At 70.1% G+C, this 26,343-nt stretch carries 28 protein-coding genes; 11 read left to right on the top strand and 17 right to left on the bottom strand.

What is annotated here, in order from left to right:
• Nucleotides 1-8 precede the first annotated feature (8 nt).
• The gene (locus tag SK571_RS09145) at nt 9-1,463 is read right to left on the bottom strand and encodes a cytochrome ubiquinol oxidase subunit I (RefSeq protein WP_319983569.1); all 1,455 of its coding nucleotides are present in this window, start codon (nt 1,461-1,463) and stop codon (nt 9-11) included.
• 331 nt (nt 1,464-1,794) lie between these two features.
• Between SK571_RS09145 and SK571_RS09140 the strand changes: the two genes are divergently transcribed.
• The gene (locus SK571_RS09140; RefSeq protein ID WP_319983598.1) at nt 1,795-2,373 is read left to right on the top strand and encodes a TMEM165/GDT1 family protein; all 579 of its coding nucleotides are present in this window, start codon (nt 1,795-1,797) and stop codon (nt 2,371-2,373) included.
• A gap of 2 nt (nt 2,374-2,375) precedes the next feature.
• On the opposite strand, the gene SK571_RS09135 is transcribed toward SK571_RS09140, so the two are convergent.
• Nucleotides 2,376-2,825: a MarR family winged helix-turn-helix transcriptional regulator gene (locus SK571_RS09135; protein ID WP_319983568.1), complete on the bottom strand. Its 450-nt coding sequence runs from the start codon at nt 2,823-2,825 to the stop codon at nt 2,376-2,378.
• 89 nt (nt 2,826-2,914) lie between these two features.
• On the opposite strand from SK571_RS09135, the gene SK571_RS09130 reads away from it, so the two are divergent.
• Nucleotides 2,915-3,259, top strand: coding sequence for a cupin domain-containing protein (locus SK571_RS09130; RefSeq protein ID WP_319983567.1), 345 nt, complete (start codon nt 2,915-2,917; stop codon nt 3,257-3,259).
• A 6-nt stretch (nt 3,260-3,265) separates the two neighbouring features.
• On the opposite strand, the gene SK571_RS09125 is transcribed toward SK571_RS09130, so the two are convergent.
• The 6 genes from SK571_RS09125 to SK571_RS09100 all read right to left on the bottom strand — a co-directional run bounded on the left by SK571_RS09125 (nt 3,266) and on the right by SK571_RS09100 (nt 10,894).
• Nucleotides 3,266-3,430 (bottom strand): hypothetical protein, encoded by a 165-nt coding sequence (locus SK571_RS09125; RefSeq protein ID WP_319983566.1) that lies wholly within the window; start codon nt 3,428-3,430, stop codon nt 3,266-3,268.
• A complete protein-coding gene (locus SK571_RS09120; RefSeq protein ID WP_319983565.1) occupies nt 3,427-5,592 on the bottom strand; it encodes a DUF5682 family protein in 2,166 nt (721 codons plus the stop codon). The genes SK571_RS09125 and SK571_RS09120 overlap by 4 nt, the downstream gene beginning before the upstream one ends.
• On the bottom strand, nt 5,585-6,670 hold the full coding sequence (locus SK571_RS09115) for an ATP-binding protein (RefSeq protein ID WP_319983564.1): 1,086 nt from the start codon (nt 6,668-6,670) through the stop codon (nt 5,585-5,587). Before SK571_RS09115 ends, SK571_RS09120 begins: the two co-directional genes overlap by 8 nt.
• A complete protein-coding gene (locus SK571_RS09110; RefSeq protein WP_319983563.1) occupies nt 6,667-8,094 on the bottom strand; it encodes a DUF5691 domain-containing protein in 1,428 nt (475 codons plus the stop codon). The genes SK571_RS09115 and SK571_RS09110 overlap by 4 nt, the downstream gene beginning before the upstream one ends.
• Nucleotides 8,095-8,524: 430 nt before the next feature.
• On the bottom strand, nt 8,525-9,688 hold the full coding sequence (locus SK571_RS09105) for an SWIM zinc finger family protein (RefSeq protein WP_319983562.1): 1,164 nt from the start codon (nt 9,686-9,688) through the stop codon (nt 8,525-8,527).
• A gap of 33 nt (nt 9,689-9,721) precedes the next feature.
• The gene (locus SK571_RS09100; RefSeq protein ID WP_319983561.1) at nt 9,722-10,894 is read right to left on the bottom strand and encodes a homogentisate 1,2-dioxygenase; all 1,173 of its coding nucleotides are present in this window, start codon (nt 10,892-10,894) and stop codon (nt 9,722-9,724) included.
• Between the two features lie 81 nt (nt 10,895-10,975).
• Here SK571_RS09100 and SK571_RS09095 point away from each other — a divergent pair, with 81 nt between their 5' ends.
• The 4 genes from SK571_RS09095 to SK571_RS09080 are packed head-to-tail and all read left to right on the top strand — an operon-like array spanning nt 10,976 to nt 14,773.
• Nucleotides 10,976-11,839 (top strand): hypothetical protein, encoded by an 864-nt coding sequence (locus SK571_RS09095; RefSeq protein ID WP_319983560.1) that lies wholly within the window; start codon nt 10,976-10,978, stop codon nt 11,837-11,839.
• Nucleotides 11,836-12,999: a fumarylacetoacetate hydrolase family protein gene (locus tag SK571_RS09090; RefSeq protein ID WP_319983559.1), complete on the top strand. Its 1,164-nt coding sequence runs from the start codon at nt 11,836-11,838 to the stop codon at nt 12,997-12,999. The genes SK571_RS09095 and SK571_RS09090 overlap by 4 nt, the downstream gene beginning before the upstream one ends.
• The gene (locus SK571_RS09085; protein ID WP_266036527.1) at nt 12,999-13,631 is read left to right on the top strand and encodes an IclR family transcriptional regulator; all 633 of its coding nucleotides are present in this window, start codon (nt 12,999-13,001) and stop codon (nt 13,629-13,631) included. Before SK571_RS09090 ends, SK571_RS09085 begins: the two co-directional genes overlap by 1 nt.
• Nucleotides 13,628-14,773, top strand: coding sequence for a VWA domain-containing protein (locus tag SK571_RS09080; protein ID WP_319983558.1), 1,146 nt, complete (start codon nt 13,628-13,630; stop codon nt 14,771-14,773). Before SK571_RS09085 ends, SK571_RS09080 begins: the two co-directional genes overlap by 4 nt.
• Here the strand turns inward: SK571_RS09080 and SK571_RS09075 are convergent.
• Complete coding sequence (locus SK571_RS09075; protein WP_319983557.1) at nt 14,770-15,222, bottom strand: hypothetical protein; 453 nt, start codon at nt 15,220-15,222, stop codon at nt 14,770-14,772. The two genes, SK571_RS09080 and SK571_RS09075, sit on opposite strands and share 4 nt — an antisense overlap.
• Nucleotides 15,219-15,653 carry a hypothetical protein gene (locus tag SK571_RS09070; RefSeq protein ID WP_319983556.1) on the bottom strand — a complete coding sequence of 145 codons (435 nt, stop codon included), beginning with the start codon at nt 15,651-15,653 and terminating at the stop codon, nt 15,219-15,221. The genes SK571_RS09075 and SK571_RS09070 overlap by 4 nt, the downstream gene beginning before the upstream one ends.
• 60 nt (nt 15,654-15,713) lie before the next feature.
• Here SK571_RS09070 and SK571_RS09065 point away from each other — a divergent pair, with 60 nt between their 5' ends.
• The 4 genes from SK571_RS09065 to SK571_RS09050 all read left to right on the top strand — a co-directional run bounded on the left by SK571_RS09065 (nt 15,714) and on the right by SK571_RS09050 (nt 19,738).
• The gene (locus SK571_RS09065) at nt 15,714-16,526 is read left to right on the top strand and encodes a DUF2470 domain-containing protein (RefSeq protein WP_319983555.1); all 813 of its coding nucleotides are present in this window, start codon (nt 15,714-15,716) and stop codon (nt 16,524-16,526) included.
• A gap of 73 nt (nt 16,527-16,599) precedes the next feature.
• On the top strand, nt 16,600-17,298 hold the full coding sequence (locus tag SK571_RS09060) for a CPBP family intramembrane glutamic endopeptidase (RefSeq protein ID WP_319983597.1): 699 nt from the start codon (nt 16,600-16,602) through the stop codon (nt 17,296-17,298).
• A gap of 147 nt (nt 17,299-17,445) precedes the next feature.
• Complete coding sequence (locus SK571_RS09055; protein WP_319983596.1) at nt 17,446-18,633, top strand: arginine deiminase; 1,188 nt, start codon at nt 17,446-17,448, stop codon at nt 18,631-18,633.
• A gap of 544 nt (nt 18,634-19,177) precedes the next feature.
• Entirely contained in the window at nt 19,178-19,738 is a 561-nt protein-coding gene (locus SK571_RS09050) for a ferritin (RefSeq protein WP_319983554.1), read from the top strand.
• Nucleotides 19,739-19,807: 69 nt separating this feature from the next.
• Here the strand turns inward: SK571_RS09050 and SK571_RS09045 are convergent, their stop codons facing one another.
• The 7 genes from SK571_RS09045 to SK571_RS09015 form a co-directional block, all read right to left on the bottom strand.
• Complete coding sequence (locus tag SK571_RS09045; protein WP_319983553.1) at nt 19,808-20,941, bottom strand: RNA polymerase sigma factor; 1,134 nt, start codon at nt 20,939-20,941, stop codon at nt 19,808-19,810.
• Between the two features lie 3 nt (nt 20,942-20,944).
• The gene (locus tag SK571_RS09040; protein WP_319983552.1) at nt 20,945-21,352 is read right to left on the bottom strand and encodes a YciI family protein; all 408 of its coding nucleotides are present in this window, start codon (nt 21,350-21,352) and stop codon (nt 20,945-20,947) included.
• Nucleotides 21,353-21,451: 99 nt separating this feature from the next.
• A complete protein-coding gene (locus SK571_RS09035; RefSeq protein ID WP_319983551.1) occupies nt 21,452-22,261 on the bottom strand; it encodes a hypothetical protein in 810 nt (269 codons plus the stop codon).
• 3 nt (nt 22,262-22,264) lie between these two features.
• The gene (locus tag SK571_RS09030) at nt 22,265-22,789 is read right to left on the bottom strand and encodes a SigE family RNA polymerase sigma factor (protein WP_319983595.1); all 525 of its coding nucleotides are present in this window, start codon (nt 22,787-22,789) and stop codon (nt 22,265-22,267) included.
• An 87-nt stretch (nt 22,790-22,876) separates the two neighbouring features.
• Nucleotides 22,877-23,212, bottom strand: a complete 336-nt coding sequence (locus tag SK571_RS09025) for a DUF952 domain-containing protein (protein WP_319983550.1) — start codon at nt 23,210-23,212, stop codon at nt 22,877-22,879.
• Between the two features lie 39 nt (nt 23,213-23,251).
• Entirely contained in the window at nt 23,252-24,187 is a 936-nt protein-coding gene (locus SK571_RS09020) for a DUF5926 family protein (RefSeq protein WP_319983549.1), read from the bottom strand.
• 27 nt (nt 24,188-24,214) lie between these two features.
• A complete protein-coding gene (locus SK571_RS09015) occupies nt 24,215-24,955 on the bottom strand; it encodes a glycerophosphodiester phosphodiesterase family protein (RefSeq protein ID WP_319983548.1) in 741 nt (246 codons plus the stop codon).
• 89 nt (nt 24,956-25,044) lie between these two features.
• Between SK571_RS09015 and SK571_RS09010 the strand changes: the two genes are divergently transcribed.
• Complete coding sequence (locus tag SK571_RS09010) at nt 25,045-26,232, top strand: cytochrome P450 (protein WP_319983547.1); 1,188 nt, start codon at nt 25,045-25,047, stop codon at nt 26,230-26,232.
• The last annotated feature ends 111 nt before the right edge of the window (nt 26,233-26,343 follow it).

Raw genomic sequence — 26,343 nt, 5'->3', positions numbered from 1 at the left:
CCTCTCCCCTAGTACGCGAACGCCAGGGCGCCGTCGTCGGTCTTCTGCGGCAGCACGCCGGGAATCCCGCCTCTGACGTACTTGCGGATCAGGTAGAACTCCACGACCGCCAGCACGCTGTAGACCGCGGTGAGCGCGATGAGCGAGGTCAGGATCTCGCCGGGCGTGCTGTTCGAGACCGCCTGCGCGGTGAACATCCAGACCCCGTCGATCCCGGTCGGGTTCGGCACGACCACGAACGGCTGCCGGCCCATCTCCGTGAAGATCCAGCCGAAGCTGTTGGCCAGGAAGGGAGTCGCGATGCCGGCGAGACCGAGAGCCGGGAACCACCATCCGGTGGGCGTCCGGTTCTTGCGGGTCAGCCACAGCATGAAGACGCCCAGGCCGGCCGAGATGCCGCCGAACCCGATCATCAACCGAAAACCCCAGTACGTCACGGGAAGTGCGGGCACGTAGTCGATCGGCTTGCCGCTGAGCTCACCCAGCCGTTCGTCGACCGGGTAGAACTCGCCGTACTTCTCCTGGTACATCGGGACAAGATCTTGGATGCCCTTGACCTCGCTGCTGAAGTCGTTGTGCGCCAAGAAGCTCAGCAGCGCGGGCACGGTGATGCTCTTGACGTTCTCGCAGTCGGGCCTGGTGACGTCGCCGACCGCGAAGATGCTGAAGCTCGCGGGCTGTTCGGTGTGGCACAACGCTTCCGCGGCGGCCATCTTCATCGGCTGCTGCTCGAACATCAGCTTGCCCTGCAGGTCACCGCTGATGCTCAGCGCCGCGAACGCGACCACGCCGACCCAGGTGCCGAGCTTGAGCGAGCCGCGCCAGACGCTCTCGTCCTGCGACTTGCGGTGCAGGTGCCAGGCGGCGATGCCCACGAGGAACGCGCCGGCCACCGCGAACGCACCGGCGATGGTGTGCGGGAAGGCGGCGAGCACCGTGTTGTTCGTCAGCACGGCCCAGATCGAGGTGAGGCGCGGGCGGCCCTCGTGCATCTCGATGCCGACCGGGTGCTGCATCCACGAGTTGGCGGCGAGGATGAAGTACGCGCTGGCCATCGTGGCGAGTGAGAACGCCCAGGCGCAGGCGAGGTGGACCTTCTTCGGCAACTTGTCCCAGCCGAAGATCCACAGGCCGAGGAAGGTCGACTCGACGAAGAAGGCGACGATCCCCTCCATCGCGAGCGGAGCGCCGAACACGTCACCGACGAACCGCGAGTAGGCGCTCCAGGCCATGCCGAACTGGAACTCCTGCACGATGCCCGTCACGACGCCCATGGCGAAGTTGATCAGGAGGAGCTTCCCCCAGAACTTCGTCATCTTGTAGTAGCGCTCGTTGCCCGTGCGCACCCACGCGGTCTGCATCCCCGCGACGAGCAGGGAAAGGCCGATCGTCAGCGGCACCATCAGAAAGTGGTAGACGGTGGTGATGCCGAACTGCCACCGCGCGAGTTCGAGTACTTCCACGTCTTGGAGCGTAGGTGTGGATCAAGGCCACCATCAGGTACGACGGTCCTGTCCACACGCGGGACCAAGGTCCCGTGCGCGAAGTCACGCCTTGTGGGTGACATGCGTCGGATACGATGTGTTCGCCAGAGGGGAGTAGTTCCCGCCGGAGTTCGCAGCCGGTGGCGTGGAGATCGACATACTGATCCGCCTTCGAGTGGATCCGGTCCCACACCCGATGAACTCGTCGGGCGAACGAGACCTCCGGCCGGGTTGCAGCATGCCCGGTCGGGGTCTGTCGCGCCTCCGTCCGGGTTCGTATTCGGACGTGGAGGACCTCGTGGCCACTTCATTGCTCGCGTTCATCACCGCCTTCGCGGTGGTGTTCCTCGTCGAGCTCCCGGACAAGACCATGGTCGCCACCCTGGTGCTGACCACGCGCTACCGCGCCTGGCCGGTGTTCGTCGGCGTCGTCGCCGCGTTCGCCGTGCAGAGCGTGGTGGCCGCCGCGTTCGGTTCCGCCATCACCCTGCTCCCCGACCGCGTGGTCGCCGGGGTGGTCGCCCTGCTGTTCGGCGTGGGTGCGTTCATGCTGCTCAAGGAGGGCTTCTCGCGTGACGAGGACTCCGCCGACGAGGCAGGGACAAGCGCCAGCGTGCCGTTCTGGCGTGCGGCGCTGACGTCGTTCGGCGTGCTGTTCGCGGCCGAGTGGGGTGACGCGTCGCAGCTCGCGACCGCCGGCATCACCGCCAGGTACGGCGCGCCGCTGGCCGTCGGTCTCGGTGCCTGGCTCGCGCTGGTCGCCGTGGCCGGGCTGGCCGTCCTGGTGGGACGCAAGCTCGCCGGGCGGTTGCCGACGCACTGGATCCAGCGGGTGGCCGGGGTGATCTTCGCGGTGTTCGGCGTGATCGCTCTGACGCAGGTGTTCTAGGTCTACCAGACCGGCCGGAGCCCTGGCTGGTCCTCGCCGTGGACGTGCTGCAGGTACGCGGCGAGGCCCTGCCTGATGGTGGCGAGGGTGTCCTCGCCGATCGCCTCGGCCATCTCGCCTTCGAGGTCGGACCACAGGTTGTCGGCGAACTTCAGGTAGTCGCGGCCCTTCGTGGTCAGCGTGACGTACTGGGCGCGCTTGTCCGTCGGGTGCGGCTCCCTCAGGACGTAGCCCCAGTCGTCCAGCTCGTTGACGATCTTCGCGGCCGCCTGCTTCGTGACGCCGAGGTGCTGTCCGATGTCGACGGTGGTGGCGCGCTTCTCCTTGAGGAACCGGAAGACGTAGCCGTGCGCGGGCCGGAGCGGTTCGAGGCCGATCTGCCTGAGCCGGTCGTGGAACTGGTCGCCCATGGCGCGGTACGTCATCGCCAGCAGCATCGGCACCGGTTCCATCTCTGACTTCCCTTTTCGGGTAGACAACCTGGTTGACCTTATTCTAAGGTTAGACAACTTGGTTGACTACTTTGGAGGTTGTCTTGCTGGTGACCGGAGATTCCGCGGAGCTGTTCGAGTTCGGCGGGTTCGAGTTCAGGCCGCTGGCCGTGCCGTCACGCGGCAGTGCGGAGATCGCGCTGTGGACCGTCGACGTGCCGGAAGGGGGTGACGGAACGCCTCACCGCGCGTCGAAGGAGGCGGTGTTCTACGTGCTGTCCGGTTCGGTGACGATCCAGGGGCAGACCGCCGGCGTCGGCGACGCGATCGTGGTGCCGCCGAACACCGAGCTGTCGCTGACCGGCGGGCCGGCGCGGGTGCTGGTGGCCACGTCGGTGGGCATCCAGGGCACGCTGGCGGACGGGCAGACGATCACGCCGCCCTGGTCGGTCTAGCTCGCGCTAGTTCGCAGGGGAGCCTTCTTCGCGGGGAGGCTCGGGAGTGGTGTCCGGAACCTCTTCGCGCAGGTCGTGGGCGATCTTCTTGGCCTCGTCGATGAGGTGCTGGGTCTCGTCGAGGCGGCTTTCGTCCGGGACGGTGAGGCGGTGTTCTTCCGGTGCGGTCACGCCTCTGGGATCGCCGGATCCGGCGGTCGTGAAACTCCGGCCATCAAGCCGCGGACGTGGGCGGCGAGGCGTTCGGCGATCTCCAGGTCCCACTCGTCGTCGGCGGCCGGCTGCGGGGTCTCGCCCGCGACGACGCGTTCGCCGAGCAGGCGGCGCTCGGCCGGGGTGAAGTCGGTGATGGCCCGGCGGAGCAGGGGCAGGGCGTCGTCGAACGCCTCGCCGCGCAGGCCGCTGAGCCACTCGTCGATGAGGCCGAAGAGGCGCGGGTCCGCCGCCAGGAGGGTCGCCGAGCCGCGCAGGAACCCGGCCACGAACGCGGTGGCGACCGAGCGGTGCAGCCGGGCGGCCACGTCGTCGCTGGTCAGTTCGCCTGCTTCCCACAGCAGGCGGGTGGCCCGGCCCGTCGGGAGGCCGTGGGCTTCCGCCTTGACGAGGGCGTGCAGGGCTCGCCACCAGGTCTTCTGGTGGTCGTCGTCGGCTGCCAGGCGGGTGGCCTCGTGGGCGCCGTCCACCACCTGCAGCGCGTGCTCCGCCGTCTCGTCGTCGACGTTGCGGCAGGCGATCGGCAGGCCCACGGCTCCTCGGGTGAGCAGGCCGTGCAGGGCCACCCGCAGGAGTTCCGGGTCGGTGCCCCGGACCGAGCCGTAGCGGACCGTCCTGGCCAGGTCCGGGAGGGCGGCCAGCAGTTCGAGGGCGTCGGTGGCCATCGCGGCGCACCGGTCCAGGGCGTTGCGGGCCTCGGCGACGGCCGCCGGGAGCTCGCAGCCCACGGATTTGGTGAGGGCCGCGGCGGCGTCGGCCACACGCGTGGCGTCCTTGGCGGCCTGGACGAGGACGGTCTCGGCTGCCGTGTGGACGGTGGTGCCGTGGCGGGCGGCCACCGCCACGGACACCGCGAAGATCGGGTCCCAGCGGAGTTGCCAGACCTCGGCGAAGGTGCCGAGGGAGTTGGAGCGGTCCGGCTTGCCCCACGGCACGCCCAGGACGTCCAGGCGTTGCAGGAGTTTCGAGCGCTCGCGGTCGGTGTCCTTGCGGAGGTCCAGCTTCAGCTGCTTGGGCTGGACGTCCGCGGGGAGCCGGAGTTTGCGTTGCAGGCGCTGGAGGTCCGCGGCCAGCGGTGAGCGCGGGACGGCGTCGCCCACCTCGCCCAGGCGTTCGCCCACGACGAGTTTGCGGTGGACCAGCCGGAGGTGGATCTCCTCGCCTCCACAGAGGACGGCGAGCGCTGCCTCGTTGACCTCGCTCAGGCCCGCGCTGGGGCGTTCCCTCAGGGCCGCAAGGGTTTCTGCCAGGCGAACGGCTTCCACCGCGCTCGCCGTCGACGCCGGGAGATCTTCCTCCCGGAGCACGGCGGCGGCTTTGGCGAACCAGCGCGGGACCACGTCGGCCTGGTGCTGCCAGAGGTGCGCGTACCAGCCCGGGGAGTCGATACCGGCGCCGTAGCCCGATTCGGCGGCCAGCTGACCGTGGCTCCACGGGACCCAGGTGCCGGAGATCTTGCGGCGGCGCAGGCCTTTGAGCAGCGCGGTGTCGGCGGCGACGGTCGGTTTGGCGAGCAGTGCGGGGACGTGCCACGCGCCGCAGACCACGACTATCGGGCCGTCGGTCTCCTTGCGCGCCTTGCGGATCGTCTGGCGCATGAACGCTTCTCGGCGCAGCGTGCGTTCGCCGACTTCGCCTTCGACTTCCCCGCGCACGGCGACCATGGCCTCGGCGATGGCGCCCGCGAGTTCGAGCGGGTCCGACGCGCTGTGCTCGACCACGTCCTCCCACCAGCGTTCCGGGTCGTCGAAGCCCGCGGCCTCGGCGAGCAGGCCGATGGGGTCGACGTTGCCGCTCGGGCCGTCGTCGCCGATCGACGCCGCGGCCGGCAGGTCGAAGAAACGCGCTGTGACACCGTTCTCGGCCGCGTACCTGAGCGCCTGCCACTCCGGCGAGAACTCCGCGAACGACCAGAACGCCGCGCTCTCGGGTTCGGTCTCGTCGTGCAGCAGGATCGCGACCGGCGGCGTCAGGGCGTGGACGTGGTCGAGGAGCGCGTCCGCCTCCGGCGGCCCCTCGATCAGGATGAGCGCCGGGCTCGTCTGCTCCAGGGCTCGCTTGACCATCCGGGCCGAGCCGGGGCCGTGGTGCCGGATGCCCAGGAGGACCGGCTCAGTCACCGCTGGCGTCCAGACACGCCCGGTAGAGGTCACGCCACTCGGCGCGCTCCTTGAGCACCGTCTCCAGGTACTCCTGCCAGACCGTCGCGTCCGACACCCGGTCCTTGATCACGGACCCGATGAGGCCGCTCGCGAGCTCGTCCGCGCCCAGCGTGCCGTCGCCGAAGTGGCCGGCGAGCGCCATCCCGTTCGCGATGACCGAGATCGCCTCGGCGGTGGACAGGCTGCCGCTCGGCTTCTTCAGCTGCGTGCGACCGTCCACAGTGGAACCGTTGCGCAGCTCGCGGAAGATCCGCACGACGCGGCGCACCTCGTCGAGCGCGGGTGGTTCGGCGGGCAGCTGGAGCGCCTTGCCGAGCTGCTGGGCTCGGGTGATGACGATCTCGACCTCGGCGTCCTCGGTCGCGGGCGGCGGCAGCACGACGGTGTTGAAGCGCCGTGCGAGCGCCGACGACATCTGGTTCACACCGCGGTCGCGGTCGTTGGCCGTCGCGATGACCGTGAAGCCGGGGACGGCCTGGATCTGCGAGTTCAGCTCCGGCACCGGCAGCGACTTCTCGCTGAGGACGGTGATGAACGAGTCCTGCACCTCGGACGGCATGCGGGTGAGCTCTTCGACCCGGACGACCGCCCCCTGCTGCATGCCCTTCATGACCGGGCTCGGCACGAGGGCGTTCTCGCTGGGACCTTCGGCGATGAGGCGGGCGTAGTTCCAGCCGTAGCGGACCTGGTCCTCGCTCGTGCCGGCCGTCCCCTGGACCACCAGCGTCGAGTTGCCGCTGATCGCCGCCGCGAGGTGCTCGGACAGCCAAGACTTGGCCGTGCCCGGCACGCCGACGAGCAGCAGCGCCCGGTCCGTGACGAGCGTGCCCACCGCGACCTCGACGAGCCTGCGCGAGCCCACGTACTTCGGCGAGATCACCGTGCCGTCGTTGAGCGTGCCGCCCAGGACGTAGGTGACCACGGCCCGCGGGGACAGACGCCAGTTGGGCGGCCGCTCCCGGTCGTCCTGGGCAGCGACCGCCTCGAGCTCGGCGGCGTACTGCTGTTCGGCCGTCGGCCTGAGCACGGCGGTCACTGGGCCTCCTGGGGCGGTGCTGGTGCGAACGATTCGCGCAGGCGGATGCGGAGCCGGAGGACCTCCAGTTCCAGGGAGTTCTCCGGCCAGCGACGGGTCAGAGCCTCCCAGCTCGCGCCGAGCAGGTCCGCGTCACCCCGCGCGAGCAACACGGCAGGCGGACGCCCCGACCGCCAGCGAGGGTCGGGCAACGCGGCGTACCGGTGCAGGAGCGCGCGGGTCGTCTCCGCCGACCACGGGGCGGGCAGCTGGGCGCAGGCGTGGTCGAGCAGGTCGTAGTGCCAGCCCTTCGACACCGCCACGACCGCCTGCTCGGCGACCGCGGCGGGCAACGCGGCCAGCATCTCCAGCTGCTCCATGCCGGTCAGCGTCTCGGCGGCGGCAACGGCCCACGGACGGGGGTCCTTCGCCGCGGCGAGCTGGTCGGCGACACCCCTGAGCAGCGCGCCGGCCCACGGCCCCCTCCGCAGGATGTCGGCGGCCTTGGCGTCGTCGGCCTTGAGCGTCGAGGTCCAGTACGACGGCGGAACACTCGCGGCCGCGGCCCGGATGCGCCCGGCCACACCCTTCTCGGAGCCGTCGCGCATCAGGTCGCGCAACTCGGCCGCGTCGGGCGGCCCGGTCCAGAGCTCGTCGGGCCGCACGTCGAGCCCGTCCCCGGTCAGGCGCAGACCGTGGCGCAGCCGGTGTGCCGCGCGAGCGGCGAGGCGCGTGCGCCCCAGGTTGCGCAGCAGGCGGAGGGCCTCGTCGTGGACGGCCGCCGCCTTGTCGTCGAGGGCGGCTTCGAGCAGTGCCTCGTCCTGCGGCCCCAGGCCGGTCTCGAGAGCGCTGATCAGCACCTGCCGGTCGGCCGAGCGGCGGGACTCCTCGAACTCCCGCGCGATGAACGCGCCGACCTGGGCCGGATCCGTCTTGCGCTTGCGGCGCAGCGCGCGAACCCGTTGCGCGCTGGGCAGGTCGAGGATCTCCTCGAGCGGCACCTCGTCCACCAGCGGGGCGGCGCCGCTCGCCCAGGACCAGCCGGGCCGCGTGTTCGCGAGCCAGCGGCCCCTCGTGCCGAGGACCTCGACCACCGCGGACCGCAGACCCGGACGGGCCGTGCCGAGGGCGAGCATTGCCGGGAGCATGCGGTGCTCCGCCACGACGCCGTTGGCCTTGGCGAGAGCGCACCACTCGGTCAGGAGGACCTCGTCGTCGAGGCTCATGATCGCTTCCAGGACCGCTCGGGCGGCAGGCCTGGGGAGGGCGGCGGACTCGGGCGGGGCGAGCGGCAGCGGGTCGGTGGTGGCCTCCTGCGGCAGGGTGGCGCCGAACGCGGCCACGCCGAGGGCGGCGCAGTCGGCCAGCAGGGCCGTCGGGTCGCCGCCTCCCCTCGTGGTGCCGATGAGGAGGTCTTGGACGGTCTTGGACCAGTCGGCTTTCACGCCGCCCCCCTGGTGCCGCGGGGGTGGGCGGGTGGCGTGGCGGGGGTCGGGTGGTTGGGCGAGGCAGGACGGGCTGGGGCGCCGGGGATGGAGCGGCAGCACGCCAGTGGTGCGGCCGGGACGCGGTGGAAGCGGGCGGGCGGCGCGGCCGCGGTGCGGAGGGCGGCCGACGCGTGGCGCGGGCGTGCCGACCCGGCTGTGGTGGGACAGAGACGGGTTGGCGGCAAAGCCGGGATGCGGCGAGCAGCCGAGGTGCGGAATGAGCAGGCCGACTCGCCTGGCGCGGGATGAAGGCGGGCCAACAGTGCGGCCAGGGTGCGGAGGGAGCGGATCGGTGGCACGGCCTCGAAGCACGCCGGGGCTGTGCGGTGGTGTCTGTGGACCCGCTGCCGCGCGCCGAGCGCGACGTCCGAGGTGGTTGGGGTGGTGGTCATGCGACCACCTCCAGGGTGCCGTTCAGCGACACCGCTCCCAGGCGCAGGGCGTGGCCGTCCCAGAGGCCCCAGGCGTCGAACGGGAGGCCGCCGGTCAGCGCCAGGGCCATGTCGAGGCCTGTGTCGTCGCGGACTGGCAGGCCGTGGCCCGAGGTGTCGACCAGGGTGGTGCCGTGCAGGCGGACCGAGGTGCAGCCCAGCGGGAAGAGGCGTTGCCACGGGTCTGCGGTCAGCATCGGTTCGAGGGAGGCCAGGGACGCTCGCCACGACTGCGGGGCGGGGACCGGGTCTGGGGCTCGGGAGCCTTCCAGTTCGCCCAGGGCCACGCGGTCCGAGGCCGGGTAGGGGTGGACCAGGGCGGAGGACTCCAGGCCGTGTGGGAGCAGCGGAACGGGGGCTCCCACGGCGGAGTGGCGGATGGCCACGACCCAGCGGGACGTCTGGCGGCCCCAGCACCACTGGCGGACGGTGCGGACCCGGCCGTCGTCGGTCTCCAGGCGCAGCAGGGCCACCCAGCGGTCGGAGATTCCCGGCGCGGCCTTCACCGTCTCCTCGGGGATCGTGACGCCCAGGCGGGTGCGCGGCTGCACGAAGCACAGCAGGTGCAGGCCGCCCAGGCGGTCGGCCACGTCGGCGGTCCAGCGCGGGCCCGAGCGCGCCACGATCTCCTGGATCTCGGCCACCGCGGCGGCCACGCCGGGGACCTGGGCGTCGATCATGCGGGCGGTGAACGCCTGCCACCAGGAGGCGGGGCGGCCTGGCAGGGACGCGATGCCGGCGGAGGCGACGTCCAGCAGCCAGTCGCGCAGGCCGTCGATGCCCGCGGACATGGCGGCGGCTCGGTTGGCCGCCGTCTTCTCGCGAGCACGGACGCGGCGGGCGACGGCCTCGGGTGACGAGTCGAGTTCGCGGGCTGCTCGGCGGACGGTCCACTCCTCCACCCAGTCGGGCGGGAGGGCGTCCGGGATGTCGAGTTCCTGCAGGCTCACGGCGTGCTTGCAGGGGAACTTGCGGGACGGGCACGTGCACTTGGCGGTACCCGCGGCCAGGTCGACGCACACGCGGTACGGCATCGAGCCGGAGCCCGAGTAGAGGCCCCACAGCACCGGCAGGGCCTTGCCCAGGCCCTGCCAGCGCATCGGAACGGCTCTTGTCCTCACGAGACCAAACTAGCGAGGGGCACCGACAGAAAATCAGGCCGGACCGCGACGGGCCCAAGTCCACGCGTACGCCGGGTCCTCGGTGGCCTCGGCCGCCTCCCCCAACTCCAAGGGGCGGAAGGTGTCCACCATGACCGCGGTCTCGTCGAAGTAGTCCGCGCCCAGGGACGCCTCCACCGCACCGGGCTGCGGGCCGTGCGTGCAGCCGGACGGGTGCAGCGACATCGAGCCGATGCCGATGCCCGACCCCTTGCGCGCCTCGTAGTTGCCGCCGACGTAGAACATCAGCTCGTCCGAGTCGACGTTCGCGTGGTTGTACGGCACCGGCACGGACAGCGGGTGGTAGTCGACCTTGCGCGGCACGAACGAGCACACGACGAAGTTCGGGCCCTCGAACGTCTGGTGCACGGGCGGCGGCTGGTGCACGCGGCCGGTGATCGGCTCGAAGTCGCGGATGTTGAACGCCCACGGGTACAGGTGCCCGTCCCAGCCGACGACGTCGAACGGGTGGTTCGCGTAGGTGAAACGCGTGAGCCCCGCACGGTGCCGCACGAGCACGTCGACATCGGTGCCCTCGACGAGCAACGGCTCCTCCGGGCCCCGGATGTCCCGCTCGCAGTACGGCGAGTGCTCCAGGAACTGGCCGGCCTTCGACAGGTAGCGCTTGGGAGGCCCGACGTGGCCGGTCGCCTCCAGCACGAGCAACGACATCGGCGAGGACGGCACGACCCGGTAGGTGCACGAGGTCGGGATCACGACGTAGTCGCCGTCGCCGACCGGCAACGCCCCGTAGATCGTCTCGATGACACCCGAACCGGTCTGCACGTACAGCAGCTCGTCACCGAAAGCGTTGCGGTACAACGGAGAAGGCACCGTGGCCACGACGAAACCGATGGTCACGTCCGGGTTGCCGAACAGCTTCCGCCGCCCGGTGACCGCGTCGACCTCGTCGGAAGCCCAGGTCAGATCGGTCGTCTTGAAGTGCCGCGGCTTCAGCGGCAGGTTCGGCGAGACGGTGCCGCGCTCGTCCTTCACCGTCTCCGCGTTGACGATCGCGGTCGGCAGGTGGCGGTGGTACAGCAGTGCCGAATCGGCCGAGAACCCCTCGACCCCCATGAGCTCTTCCGCGTACAGGCCACCGTCCGGTTTGCGGAACTGGGTGTGGCGCTTTCGGGGGATCTCTCCCACCTGGCGGTAGTAAGCCATGGCTGCTCTCCGGGTCCTTCCAAGGCGTTCGATTATCGGACATCTTTGTTCAGTTGGCGGTACACGGCTAGCGTGTCAGCCGTGTCAAGCGCTGTCGAACTCCGTGCGCCCGGTCCGCGCGGTACTCCGCCCCTGCTCGCGAGGCTTGTGGACGATGCCGCGCTGTTCCCTCCGGGGAGCGCGTCGATGCCCGACGCGGTGCGCGGCCACCTCGACGGACGAGTCGGCGAGTGGTCCGGCGTCATGGGTCTCTTCCTCTGTCCTGCCTCCCGTCTCGCCGAGCTGATCACCGAACTGATCAAGGTCAAGCCGGCCAAACCGATAGCACTGAGCCTCGTGATCGACACCGGCCTCGGCGGCGTGCCGAAGGCCGTGTCGATCGTCGAGAGCAGAAGCGAGCTCCTTGCTCTGCGCATGGTCGAGATGCCCGCACCGTCCGATGTGGACGAGGTGTGGCTCGAGCGCGTGTCGGAGTTCGTCCCCGAGGACGTCATCCGCGTCGTCGAACCCCGCCGCGGCGGTGCCGAGTGGCTCGACGGCGTCCGCCGGGTCATCGAGCACGGCAGCTGGCCCAAGCTGCGCTGCGGAGGGCTCTCCCAGGAGAACTTCCCGAGCGTCCAGGAGGTCGCCGACTTCCTCAGCGTCGTCAGTGGCGGCGGCGTCGCGTTCAAGGCGACGGCGGGTCTGCACAAGGCCGTCCGCCACACCGACGAGCAGGGCTTCACCCACCACGGCTTCCTGAACCTCCTCGTGGCCACCGCGCGGTCCCTCAGCGGCCGTGACGTCCGCGAGGCGCTCGCGAGCACCGATGCCGAGGCTCTCACCGCCGAGGCCAAGGCGCTCAGCGATCAGGCCGCGCACGCCGTGCGAGGCGTGTTCGCGAGCTACGGCTCGTGCTCGCTCTCCGAACCCGTCACCGACCTGGAGGGGCTGGGCCTGCTGTGAGCTGGATCAGCGACCCGAACTTCACCGAGGACCAGCCGTTCGGACCTCAGACGCTGCCCTACGGCGTCGTCGACGGGGGCGTTGCCGTCCGCGTAGGCGACCGGGCGTTGCTCCTCAAGAGCCTCGCGCTGGGCAAGTGCAGCGAGTACGTCCAGGAGGACTCCCTGGACCCGCTGCTGAAGGCCGGACGGCCGATCTGGAGCGTGCTGCGCGCCAAGCTCAAGGAGATCGTCCAGTCGAGCTCCGCTCCCAAGGGCGCGGAGCTCGTCGGGATCGAGACCGCGAAGCTGCCGTTCACGGTCGGCGACTACGTGGACTTCTACAGCTCCAGGCACCACGCGGAGAACGTCGGCAGGATGTTCCGCCCCGACGGCGACGCGCTCACGCCGAACTGGACGCACCTCCCGATCGGCTACCACGGCCGCGCGGGCACGGTGTACGTCTCCGGCACGGAGATCGTCCGCCCGAACGGCCAGAAGCGCGGCAGCGACGGCCCGAAGTTCGGACCGTCGGAGCGCCTCGACATCGAGGCAGAGGTCGGCTTCGTCTGCGGCGGCCCGCAGGCGGCCAAGGTGTCCACCAGCAGGGCCGCCGAGCACGTCTTCGGCGTCACGCTGGTCAACGACTGGTCGGCGCGCGACATCCAGGCCTGGGAGTACCAGCCGCTCGGCCCGTTCCTGGCCAAGTCGTTCGCCACGTCGATCGGCGCGTGGATCACGCCGCTGGAGGCGTTCTCAGTTGCACGCGTCCCGACGCCGCCGCTGCCGAACAAGCTGCACGACTACCTGACGTGCGATCAGCCCTGGGGCCTGGACATCACGATCACCGTGGAGCTGAACGACACGATCGTCGCGCGGCCTCCGTTCCGCGAGATGTCGTGGTCATTTGTGCAACAGCTGGCGCACATGACGGTGAACGGCGCTACGGTGCGCCCAGGTGATCTGTTCGCCTCCGGCACGGTCTCGGGACCGGAGAAGGACGAGCGCGGCTCGTTCCTCGAACTCAGCTGGGGTGGCAAGGAACCGTTCAAGCTCGACGACGGCTCCACGAGGTCTTTCCTGGAGGACGGCGACACGGTCAAGCTGACCGCGACCGCCCCCGGTGAAGGCGGCTCGGTGGTCGGACTCGCCGAGGTGGTGGGAACAGTTCGGAGTGCGTGATGGTCGGAGCGACGAAGGAGAGCTCGCTGACCCTGGAAAGGGGTCTGGCGCTGCTCCAGGCGGTCGCTGAGGCGGAGTCCGAGGCACCGTCGATCTCGGAGCTCGCCAACGCCATCGGCGCGTCCAGAGCGGCCGTGTACCGGCTTCTCGTGCCCCTGCAGGCGCGCGGTCTCGTGCGCCGCGAGGGCTCGAAGGTCAGGCTCGGCCTGGGCGTGCTGCGCCTCGCCTCCAACGTCCTCCCCCAGCTGCGCATGGCGGCCAACCCGGCGCTGCGCGAGCTCGCCGAGAAGGTCGGCGCCACCGCACACCTCACGGTCGCGGACGGCACCGAGGCCCAGGCCGTCGCCGTCGTCGAACCGTCGTGGACCGCTTTCCACGTGGCGTACCGGGTGGGTTCCCGCCACCCGGTGCACCGCGGGGCGGCCGGCAAGGCCATCTCGCATCCCGGCGAGCCGTGGGTCGTCTCGGCCGGTGAGCTGCAGCCGAACGCGTACGGCGTCGCGGCGCCTGTGCGCGGCGTTCCCGGCCTCAGGGCGTCCGTCGGTGTCGTGGCGCTGGAGAAGCTCGATGCGAACGTCGTAGGCCCTCACGTCGTGCGTGCGGCCGAAGAAGTGGCGGCCGCGCTCAAATGACCGAAGAGCGGCTACGGCGCTGGCGGTTGCTCCTGGGTCCGAGCGCGGAAGACGTGTCCGAGCTCGGCGAGGACGACCAACGGCGCGATGGCGCGCTCACGGGTCTGTACGGCGGCGGCGGTGATCGCGGTGCCGGCCTCGGCGCCAGTTCCCCGCAGCTGCACCGCTGGCTCGGCGACGTCCGCAAGTACTTCCCCACCTCCGTCGTGCAGGTGATGCAACGCGACGCGGTCGAGAAGCTGGGCCTCAAGCAACTGCTGCTCGAACCCGAGCTGCTGCAGTCGGTCGAGCCGGACGTGAACCTCGTCAGCACCCTGCTGCAGCTCTCGCGCGCCATCCCCGCCCGCACCCGCGACACCGCGAAAGCCGTGGTGCGGAAGGTGGTCGAGGACATCGAGAAGCGCCTGACGGACCGGCTGGTCGAGGCCGTCCGCGGCGCGGTCGACAGGTCGCGGCGCACCAGGAGGCCGCAGCTGCAGGACGTCGACTGGGCGACGACGATCAAGGCGAACCTCAAGAACTACCAGCCGCAGCACAAGACCGTGATCGTCGAGGACCTGATCGGGCACCGCAGGCGCAGCCGGACCGCGGCGATGCGGGACGTGATCCTGCTGGTCGACCAGTCGGGCTCGATGGCGGAGTCCCTGGTGCACGCGGCGGTGCTGGGTTCGGCGCTCGCGAGCATCCGGTCGGTCTCGACGAAGCTCGTCGTGTTCGACACCGAGGTCGCCGACCTGACCGACCAGCTCAGCGACCCGGTCGACCTGCTGTTCAGCGCCCAGCTCGGCGGCGGCACGGACATCAACCGCGCGGTCGCCTACGCGCAGACGCAGGTGCGCAGGCCCACCGACACGGTGCTCGTGATCATCAGCGACCTCTACGAGGGCGGTTCGGAGAGCGAACTGCAGCGCCGCGTCCGCGAGCTGGTGGCGAGCGGCGTCACGGTCGTGAACCTGTTGGCGCTCAGCGACTCCGGCACGCCCGCCTACGACCACGAACTGGCCGCGAAGCTGCACGCCCTGGGAGCGCCCGCGTTCGCCTGCACCCCGGACAAGTTCCCCGAACTGCTGGCGGCCGCGCTGCGCAAGGACGACCTCACGCAGTGGGCCGAGGCCGAAGGCATCGCGACGGGCGGCCGTTAGCGGTCGATGACCCGGCCGCGGGTGAGGAACGCGAGCCCGCGCGTCATCGCGACCACGCGCCCGCGGTCGTCCGGACCGGCGATCCACATCCGCCCGGTGTGCCGCACGAGGATCCGGGCCCGTTCGGGGAGTTCGGGCAGCCGCAGGTGCTTCTCCGAGTCCTCGACCCGCAGGTACGCCTGCCGCCCGATGCGCCGGCCCGGCACGAAGCTCACCGACACCGGACGCCACGGGAACCGCTCGATCAGCTCGAGGGTGCCGCGGCGGGTGAGGAAGTGCCGCAGCCCCGGCGCGGCGAGTTCCAGGACCACGGGCACGGACAGCACGATGAGCCAGATCCAGCCGATGAAGAGCACGACGCCGAGCGCGGCGAGCGCGAAGAAGATGTGGCCGACCGCGCGGCGGTCCGCCCGCGCGAGGCAGGTGTCGCTCCAGTTCTCGATGATCATCTCTGCACACGCGCCGGGATCAACCGCGGTACTCCTCGGAACGTGACGAAGGTGTTCCCGGCGGAATCCGGTGGCACGAACCACACACGCCGGTGACGTGCGATCCGTCCGCGAAGGAGAGGACCGACGCTCAAGGTCAGCAACAGAGGCGGCGACGACAACACGACCAGACGCCCTCCTTCCCACTTCACATGGGCGAAATGCCACGGTTCGCCTTCCGGTAAACGCACCGGACGCTTACGTGTCACCCACCAGAGCACGGCCGCGGCGAAGAAGAGCAGCACCAGCGCCACCGGTGAGGACCAGGACCACACCAGTACCAGCACGAACTGGAGCGCGAAGGCCGCGCCCGCGAGCACCGTCCACACCAGGGCACGACGACTCGCCCGGTCCACGCAGTGCCGGGTCCACCGATCGTCGAGCGCCGTCACCTCGGTGGACGGCTTGTTGGGCACGACCACGCGTCCAAGGTACAGGTGGTGCTTCCCTTGATGAGCAAAGCTAAGTTAGGCTTGCCTAACCTTCGAGGAGGTGCAGCGGTGACCGACACCCAGATCAAGCGCCCGCCGGCGCCGCACGCCGCAGAGCGCGCTCGCACGATCGCGGCTCGCCACGGTTCTGCCGCACTGCTTCCTCAGTCCGGATCGCGCACCAGCCCGTTGTTCCACCACGTGCACCCGTGCGGGACCACGATCTTGCTGCTCGCCGATGAACACCCGCTGGTCGGGCAGCTGTGGCAGACCCCGCGGACCGAGGTGACGGCGATGCTGGAGATCGCCGACCAGGCGCCCGTGCAGCTGCGCGAACCCGTGCGCGGCCTGCTGTGGCTCACCGGCTGGGTCTCCGCGCTGGACGGCAAGGAGGCGCGCGAGCAGATTCTCGCCATCGCCGACGTGCGGCCGGACCACCGGCTGCTCGACGCGGGCCACGGCGCTTCGGTGCTCAGGCTCACACCCGCGTCGATGGTGATCGCGGACGCCGAGGGCACCTCGTCGATCAGGCCGGAGCAGTTCGCGAGTGCGAGGCCGGACCCGTTCTGCCGCAACGAGGACAACTGGCTGCGGCACCTGGAGGCCGCGCACCGCGACGTCGTCGGCCAGCTCGCCCGCCACCTGCCGGAGGAGCTGCGGACCGGCACCGTGCGGCCGCTCGGGCTCGACCGGTTCGGGTTGCGGCTGCGGGTCGAGGCGGAGTGCGAGGACCACGACGTGCGGATCGCGTTCTCCAAGCCGGTCAGCACGCCGCAGGAACTCGCCGTGGAGCTGCGGCGGTTGATGGGCTGCCCCTTCCTGTCCCAGAGGTAGCGTCTGGCTGGTGACCTTGATCCCCGCCGAAGAGAAGCGCGGTTACCAGCTCGAACTGCTGATCGTCTTCAGCATGACGCTCGGGCTGTCCGGCCTGCGCAGTCTCGTGCGGCTGATCGACAGCCTGCTGCAGCCGACGCCGCTCAACCAGCAGTCCGTCGCGATCAACGTCCCGCAGGCGCGCGCCGACCTGCTGGACCTCGTGGCCCAGCTGCTGGGCGTGCTGCAGCTCGCCGCGTGGGGCGGCATCGGGCTGTACCTGTTGTGGCGCACGGGGATCAAGCTGCGCGTCATCGGACTCGACGGCACCCGCAAGCTCGCGGACTCGCTGGGCGCGCTGGGACTGGCCGCGATCATCGGCATCCCCGGGCTGGCGTTCTACTTCGCCGCCTGGGCGCTCGGGCTGAACCTCGCCGTCCAGCCGTCCACTCTGGACAACCAGTGGTGGATGAGCCTGGCGCTGATCCTCGCCGCCGCCGGCAACGCGTGGGCGGAGGAGGTGCTCGTCGTCGGGTACCTGATCACGCGGCTGCAGCAGCTGGGCTGGCGGCAGTACACGGCACTGTTCGCGGCGGCCGTGCTGCGCGGCTCGTACCACCTCTACCAGGGCTTCGGCGGGTTCGTCGGCAACCTGGTCATGGGGCTGGTCTTCGGCCTCTACTGGCAGCGGACCAGGCGGCTGTGGCCGTTGGTGATCGCCCACACGATCCTCGACGTGGTCGCGTTCGTGGGCTACACAATGTTGCGCGGCAAAGTGAGCTGGTTGCCTTAATGATTAGGGGTATGAACGTAAATTCACACCCCATTCGTTGCGTTTTGGAGCTCTGGAGCGACGATTTGTGCTGTTCAGGGTTACGCTCGATCGGTGACTGCGCACACGATCGCTGAGACCGAAGCACTTCCGGACGCCGCACCCCGTGTGGACAGTGAGGTGGGCCCGTTGCGCACGGTGCTGCTGCACCGGCCGGGCAACGAGCTCAAGAGGCTCACCCCGCGCAACAACGACCAGCTGCTGTTCGACGGCGTGCCGTGGGTCGGCAGGGCCCAGGAGGAGCACGACGCGTTCGCCGCGACGCTGACCGCCAAGGGAGTCGAGGTCCTGCTGCTGGCCGACGTGCTGGTGCAGGCGCTGGAGGACAACCGCGCGCGCATCGCGGGCATCCACAGCGCCGTCAACGAACGCCGCCTGGGCATCGACCTGGCCGACGCGCTGCGCAGCCACCTCACGTCGCTCGACGCACCGACGCTCGCGCAGGTGCTGATGACCGGCATGACGTTCGAGGAACTGCCGGCCGCCGAGGGCGCGTCGCTGGTGCGCAAGATGCACCTGCCGATCGACTTCGCCGTCGACCCGCTGCCGAACCTGCTCTTCACCCGCGACTCGTCGGTGTGGGTCGGCGACCGCGTGGCCATCACGTCGCTCGCACTGCCCGCGCGTGACCGCGAGACGACGCTGACCGACCTGATCTACGCCTACCACCCGCGGTTCCGCCGCACGGGCCGTGCGTACGGCGCGCACTCGGCACCGCTGGAGGGCGGCGACGTGCTGCTGCTCGCACCCGGCGTGATCGCCATCGGCGTCGGCGAGCGCACCACTCCGGCGGGCGCGGAGTCGTTCGCGCGCTCCGCTCTCGCGGACGGCCTCGCGCACACGGTGCTGGCGGTGCCGATCGCGCAGGAACGGGCCACGATGCACCTCGACACCGTCTGCACGATGGTCGACCGCGACGCCGTGGTGATGTACCCGGCGATCAGCGACGCGCTCACCGCCTACCCGCTGCGGTCCGACGGCGACGGCGGCGTGCGGGTGGACGGCCCGGTGCCGTTCCTGGAGGCCGCGGCCGAGGCGATGGGCATCGAACGGCTGCGGGTGATCGACACCGGCCTCGACGTCGTGACCGCCGAGCGCGAGCAGTGGGACGACGGCAACAACACCCTCGCGGTGGCTCCCGGTCTCGTCGTGGCGTACGAGCGCAACGTCGAGACGAACGCGCGCCTGGAGGACGCGGGCGTCGAGGTGCTGCGGATCGCCGGTTCGGAACTGGGCTCCGGCCGCGGCGGCCCCCGCTGCATGTCGTGCCCGATCGACCGCGCACCATTGGTCTAGTAGAGCGTCGCGGCTAAGTTGTGCTCCGTTGAGCAGGGCAGAGGGCTGGGCGGTGTGGTCGCTCGTTACCGAAAGCCCCGAATGGTCGCGCTCTCACGCACATTTGCCGCCGAGTTGGCGGCAGAAAACTGCCGGCGCAATCGTTTGCTGATCACCTCAAGTACCGCCAACCGTGCAGGTGACAGCCATGAGAGCGCGATCTTCATGATCGAAGCCCGGCCACCTGCCGGCGTCCCTCCCGCTCGTCACTAATCCAAGAGTTAGCCGCGACGCTCTACTAGTGGTGCGACTCGGAACGTTGGCGAGGTAATCCACGCTCAGCAGGGCGCCTCGCGGCGCCGCCCCCACGCCCCCGTACAACCAGTACGAGGACGTGGGGGCGACACCACGATGCACCCGTCTGACCGCGAATTCCCCCGGCAACCTTCCGAGCCACACCACTAAACCGTTAGGAATGCCTAACCTTTGTTTGGATTACCTTTCCAAACAAAGGTTAGCTTTTCCTCGAATGCAAATGACCGCGTTTTGGGTTAACGTACTCCTCATGGCCTCGAACGTGAAGAAGATCCTGTCCGGAAAGTCGAACTTCCACGAGCTGCTGCGCGCTCAGATCGGCAACGAGTTCTCCGCTTCGCAGCAGTACATCGCACTCGCCGTGTGGTTCGACAACGAGGACCTGCCGCGCCTCGCGTCGCACTTCTACAAGCAGGCCCTCGAAGAGCGCAACCACGCCATGATGATCGTGAAGTTCCTGATGGACAACGACATCGCGGTCGCCATTCCCGGCGTCGAGACGCCGATCAACGAGTTCAAGTCCCCGCGTGAGCTCGTCGCCTTGGCCCTGAGCCAGGAGCAGCAGGTCACCGACCAGATCATCGCGCTCGCGAAGGCCGCCCGCGAGGAGAGCGACTACATCGGCGAGCAGTTCATGCAGTGGTTCCTGAAGGAGCAGGTCGAGGAGGTCTCCTCGATGAAGACGCTGCTCACGATCATGGACCGCGCGGACGGCAACATGTTCTACGTGGAGACGTTCCTCACCCGCGAAAGCGTCGGTGACGAGGGTGGCGACTCCAGCGCTCCGACCGCCGCCGGGGGCACGATCTGATTTTTTCTTCGCACGATTGAGTGCCTGATCACAAAGGACCGCCTGACCCGTTCGGGGCAGGCGGTCCTTTCAGTTGTTGAGCCGGGCGGCCTGCCGGGTGAGGAATTCCCGTTCGGCTAGGTTCGACGCTTTCCCGGCGGCCTCGGTGTAGAGCTTGGCGGCCGTTTGCCGGTCACCGTCGCGCTCGTGGAGGTAAGCCGCCACGGCCGAGTAGCGGGGAAGCGTTTCGTTCAGTTCCGCCAACGCTTTCAGCCCGGCGCGCGGTCCGTCCGCCTCGCCCACGGCCACCGCGCGGTTCAGCCGGACGACGGGACTGTCCGTGAGCGCGAGCAGTTCGTCGTACCACTCGACGATCTGCACCCAGTCGGTCTCCTCGGCCGCGGGCGCGTCCGCGTGCAGTGCCGCGATGGCCGCCTGCGCCTGGAACTCCCCCAGCCGGTCCTGCGCGAGCGCCGCCTGCAGGATCTCGACGCCCTCGGCGATCAGCGTCGTGTCCCACCTGCCGCGGTCCTGCTCGGCGAGCGGCACCAGGCTTCCGCCCGCCGTGGTCCGGGAGGCACGGCGCGCGTGGTGCAGGAGCATGAGCGCGAGCAGGCCCGCGACCTCGGGGTGGTCGATCGCGGCCGCGAGCTGACGGGTGAGGCGGATGGCCTCGGCGGCCAGGTCGAGGTCACCGGAGTAGCCCTCGTTGAACACCAGGTAGAGCACGCGCAGCACGGTCGCGACGTCGCCGGGCTGGTCGAGCCGGACGTCGCCGACCGTCTTCTTGGCCCGGCTGATGCGCTGGGCCATCGTGGCCTCCGGCACCAGGTAGGCCTGCGCGATCTGACGGGTGGTCAGGCCGCCGACGGCCCTGAGTGTGAGCGCGACGACCGACGACGGCGTGAGCGACGGATGCGCGCACAGGAAGTAGAGCTGCAGCGTGTCGTCGGTGTCCGGCGCGAGCCCCTGCTCGGGTTCGGCGTCGACGAGGTCCTCACGCCGGCGCCGCGCCGTCTCCGCCCTCGTGGCGTCGAGGAACCTGCGCCAGGCCACCGTGACCAGCCAGCCTTTCGGATCCCGCGGCGGATCCTCCGGCCACACGCGGACGGCCTCGACCAGCGCGTCCTGCACGGCGTCCTCGGCCGCCGCGAAGTCAGCCCCGCGGCGGACGAGGATGCCCAGCACGGCCGGCGTGAGGCTCCTGAGCAGTGCCTCGTCCACTTCTCACTCCGTGATCGTCGGCGCGTGACCGTAGAACGGGCGGATCTCCAGCCACTCGTGGATCGGCTTGCCGTCCTTGCCGGGTGCCGCCGACAACTCCGCCGCCAGTTCGAGCGCGCGCTCGTAGCTGTCGGTGTCGATGATCATCCAGCCCGCGATGAGGTCCTTCGTCTCCGCGAACGGGCCGTCGGTGACCGGTGGCCGTCCCTCGCCGTCGTAGCGGACCCAGGTGCCCTCCTGCGCGAGCGCCCGCTCGTCGACGAACTCCCCGGTGCCCCTGAGCTTGTCCGCGAAGTCGTTCATGTACTTGATGTGCGCCGAGATCTCGTCCTGGCTCCACTGGTCCATGGGGACGTCGTTGATCGGGGCAGGCGCGCCGCGGTAGTGCTTGAGCAGCAGGTACTTGGCCATCTCGGTGATCTCCCTCGGTGCTGTCGCGACCCATCATGGCCGCTTTCACCACCGGGGACGGAGCCGGAACGGCGTTCTCGACATCGCCGAGCGTCTCGTTCAGACCGAGGAGCAGTCGTTGTCGGCAAGGCGCATCCGGACCACGGTCACCGTGGCGGAGTCGGTCTCGAAGACGTACACCCACCGGGGTGTCGCGGCCATGGGCACGATGACGTTGGAGCCGCTCAGCGTGGCGTTCGGGTAGGCCGTCCTCACGGCTTCGACCGTGGAGCCGGCGCCGACCTTCTTGGGCGTCTTGGCGGGAGTCGCGAGCGTCATCCGCACGATCCCCTTGACCGGTGAGACCACCACGGCGTCGGAGTCCGGCACCGACTGCGTGGCGTACGCCTTGCACCGGTTCTCCGGGTCGGCGGGGCTGCTCGGCACGACCAGCGATCCGGTCTTCAGCGCGTCCGCCTCCGACATCCCCAGCGCGAGCGATCCGTAGATGCCCGGCTGTGCGTCCGGCGTGGCCGGCGGTGGCGGGGTGGTGCTCTTCTTCCCCGTGCTCCCCGGGTTGGTGTTGGTGCCGGGATTGCCGACGCTGGAGTTCGGCGGCGGGTTGGTGGTGACCGTCGGGGCCGAGGGGACCGTGCTGGCCGAGATCGGCGGCGGGGACGTCGAGGTGCTGGGCGCGGCGGTCTGCAGGACCGGACCGGCCTGGTCGTTGGGGTTCGGCAGCCGGAGGTCGACGAGGCCGAGCCCCACGCCCGCCATGGCCACCACTCCGAACGCACTGGCGACGGCGGTGCGGCGCCGCCGGCGGCGGTCCGCACCGCGAACGACCGAGTCGGCCACCTCCGGCGCCACCTGGACGTCCAGCCGATCGTCGCTGAACAGCCTGCGCAGATCGTCGTCGAGGGCATCCACCGGTCAGTCCTTTCCCAGGCGTGTCCGCAGACTCGCCATCGCCTTGCTGCTCTGGCTCTTCACGGTGCCGCAGGAGATTCCGAGCGCGTGGGCGATCTCCGCCTCGGAGAGGTTCTCGTAGTAGCGCAGCACGACCACCGCGCGCTGCCGTGGCGGCAGGGCCCGCAGTGCTTGCCAGAGCGGTTCGTTTTCGAGCCTGTTCAGCTCGGGGGGTACGACACCGGAGTCCGGGAACTCCGCCACGAGACTCTCACGGCGACGGCGGCGCCAGATGCTGATGTGCGTGTTGGCCATCGCCCGCCGGACGTAGGCGAGCGGGTCGTCACCCTTGCGTTGCACGGTCGCCCAGCGGGAGCCGACCTTCTCCAGCACCGCCTGGACGAGGTCGCACGCGTCGTGCGGGTTACCGGTCAGCGCGTGGCCGTATCGCAGGAGGCCGGGCATGGAGACGCGCACGAACTCGGCGAAGTCCCCCACGGCTTCCGCGCTTTCCCCGCCGCTTTCGGCGGCCGACACCCGTCTCAGCACCGCCGTCACGGCGCACCCCCTCCCCGAACCAGCGAACTGGCCCCGAGGAGTCCACGCCCGAACACGCCGGACGGTTGCCTCACTCAATCACAGAACGGCAACGGCCTCCGGCAGAACGAACGAACCGTCTGCCTGGACGGGGAAGTCGTGCACCTCGGCCACCGCGGCGACCGGGATCGGTCCGTAGACGTGCGGGAACCACAACGGCGAGTCCGGCACGGCCTCCCACCGCACCGGCACGTCGAGCAGCTTGGGGTCGATGACGAGCAGCAGCAGCCCGCTCTGCCCGTGGAAGAACTTCCCGGCCGTCACGTGCACGACTCCCCGATCGGAGCAGTGCACGAAGTCCTCACCGGCGGGCGCGATCGAGCCGGCCGACCGGGCAGCTGCCCAGTCGGCCGTCGAGATGATGTGCAGCAGCACTTATCCACAGCTCCTTGTGGACAACCCTGTGGACAGGGTTCAGCGAAGCGTGATCTGACGACCGCGCAGGCCGTCGCGGGCGCGGCGCTCGGCGTCGGACAGAGGCTCGTCGGAGGCGAGGGCCTCCAGCAGGCGCTTGCCCAGTGCCTCGGCGGGCTCGGCCCACTCGCGGGCGTGCATCTCGCGGTCGAGGTCCCAGACTGGCACAAGCAGGCCGTGCGCGCGGAACGAACCGGCGTAGCGCGAGCCCTCGCCGAGGTCGAGCTCACCGCGGGCGGCCAGCCTGGCCATCGCGGGCAGCAACTTCTCCTCGGGCTCCGGACGGACCCAGCGCAGGTGCGCCTTGTCGCCGGCGTCGACCCAGTAGGCGGCCTTCACACCGGGGGCGTCGAGGCGCTCGGTCGGCAGGATCGCGGCGTTCGCGCGCTCCAGGGACAGCGCCACCTCACCGGTCGGCTCGGTGCCCTCCGGCATCCACCAGATGAAGTCGGTGTGCAGCACGGGCGTGATGTCGGCCTCGGGGTCGAGCAGGTCCTGCAGGCGGACGGGGTCCTCGTTGTTGTCGGGGCCCACCACCGGCAGCACGTCACCGGTCTTCGCGTGCTGCGCCCACCGCAGCGCCCGCGCCAGGTCGCGGCTGATGTCGCCGGACCGCGTCTGCACCTGCAGGCCCACGAACGGCACGTCGTCGCCGCGGATCAGACCGGCGGCGGCCATCGGCAGCACGGTGGCGAGCGTGACCTCGCGGCCCTCCTTGACCGGCAGCTTCACGATCGCGGAAGGTACGAACTCGCGCAGCGCGATCAGCTCGCACTCGGCGGCCAGGCCCTCGAACGGCCGGGACACGATCACGTCCGTCGCGCCGCCGGGCGCGCCGTGGCAAGCCTTGTAGCGCTTGCCGGACCCGCACGGGCAGGGCTGCTTCGGGTTGATGCCGTCCTTCGGTGCGTCCTTGACCGCGGTCCGCTTGGCCACCTTGGCCCTCCTCGTGCTCAGGCTTGTCTAGGTGGCCAAATTAGCCGTCAGCAGGCGGCGGGTGTTCGCCGGGGCATTGGTCGCGAGGTAGCGGACCCCCAGGTCACGGCACAGCGCGACGTCCTCGGCTCCGTCCACCGTCCACACGTAGGTCTCGTGGCCCGCGCGCCTGGCCCGATCGACGTAGCCGGGGTCGTTGCGCAGCACGTGCACGCCCGGCCCGGTGTAGTCGGCGAACGACGGCAGCGCACCGCTGCGGTACCGGCCCAGGCGGTCGAGGAGCAGCACCGTGCGGATGTCCGGGGCCTGCTCGCGGAACGCCTTCACCGCCGTCGGCGAGAACGACATCATGACGATCTGCGAGTTCAGCCCGTGCCTCTTCAGCGCCTCGGCGAGCTTGCGTTCGACCTCGTTGCGGTACCGGACCGGGTGCTTGGTCTCGACGAAGAGCTCCGCGTTCGTGCCCTTGACCAGCTCCAGCAGCTCGTCGAGCACCAGCAACCCGGCCGGCTGGCCGTGGCGGTGCCAGCTGCCGTAGTCGAACTTCTTCAGCTCGTCGAGCGTGAGAGCGCTGACCGTGCCACGGCCGTTCGACGTGCGGGCGAGCGTGCGGTCGTGCACACACACGAGCTCGCCGTCCCTCGACAGCCGGATGTCGCACTCAAGGCCGTCAGCGCCTTCTTTGAGCGCGAGCTCGTAGGCGCCGATGGTGTGCTCGGGACGGTCTGTGGACGCGCCGCGGTGCGCGACGATCGCAGGCTGCTGCACACCCCGAACGATAGTTCCTTGGCAACAATTTGAGTCATCAATCAAATCGACGTGGACGAAACACGGATCGCGACCTACCGTCCCGCCTTGTGACGTTCGACCAGCGTGATCCCGCGTTCATCGCCGACCCGTACCCGGCCTTCGCCGCCCTGCGCGAAGCCGGTGAGGTGCATCACCACGAGCAGATGGGCGTCGCTGTCGCCGTCTCGCACGCCGCCTGTTCGGCGGTCCTGCGGCACCGCTCGCTCGGCCGGATCTGGTCGGACGTGAAGCCGGTCGAGCAGTTCATGGCCTTCAACCTGCTGCACCGCAACTCGCTGCTGGAGAACGAGCCGCCCACGCACACGCGCCTGCGCCGCCTGGTCGCCGCCGCGTTCGGCCGCGGTCACGTCGAGCGCCTGCGCCCGTGGGTCGCCGACCTGGCCGACAAGCTCGTCGACGAACTCGTCGCCAAGATCGAGGACAACGGTCAGGCGGACCTGCTGGCCCACGTCGCCGCGCCGCTGCCGGTCGAGGTGATCGCGGAACTGCTCGGCGTGCCCGGTGAGGACCGTTACCTGCTCCAGCCGTGGTCGAACGCCATCGTGAAGATGTACGAGTACGGCCTGCCCGCCGACCAGCAGGCCCTGGCCGAACGCGCCGCCACCGAGTTCGTCGCCTACCTGCGCGAGCTGATCGCGTTGCGCCGCGTCTCCCCCGGCAACGACCTGGTGTCGGACCTCGTCGCCGTTACCGACACCGACGGCGCGAGACTCACCGAGGACGAACTCGTCGCCACCGCTGTGCTCCTGCTGATGGCGGGCCACGAGGCCACGGTCAACGTCATCGGCAACGGCGTCTACGCCCTGATGCAGCACCGTTCGCAGTGGGAACGCCTCTCCGCGGAGTTGATGCCCACGGCCGTGGAGGAACTCATCCGCTACGACTCGCCGCTGCAGCTCTTCGAACGCACCGCCACCGAACGCGTGGAGATCGCCGGCCACGTCGTCGAACCCGGCGAGAAGATCGCCGCCCTGCTCGGCGCCGCCGCCCGCGACCCGCTGGTCTTCGAGAACCCGGACGTCCTCGACATCGGCCGCGAGAAGAACCAGCACCTCGGCTTCGGCATGGGCATCCACTACTGCCTGGGCGCGCCGCTGGCCCGCATCGAGGTGGAGGCGGCGCTGTCCTCGTTGCACCGCAAGCTTCCCGGCGCGGTGCTGGCCGAGGAACCGAACCGGCGCGCGGAGTTCGTGATCCGCGGCCTGCACTCGCTGCCCCTCGGCAACGGAGCGTGACCGGCTGACCCGAGCACTTCGGCCAGTACATCGGCCTTGAATGAGTCAGTGGGTGGGCGGTTCACCCACCGGTGTGCCTACCCTGACGACTCGGCCTCGCTCGACCGTTGA

Origin of the sequence: Lentzea kristufekii, from assembly GCF_033949925.1 — a bacterium.
GTDB lineage: Bacteria > Actinomycetota > Actinomycetes > Mycobacteriales > Pseudonocardiaceae > Lentzea > Lentzea kristufekii.
This window is presented reverse-complemented; position numbering and strand designations above follow the sequence as displayed.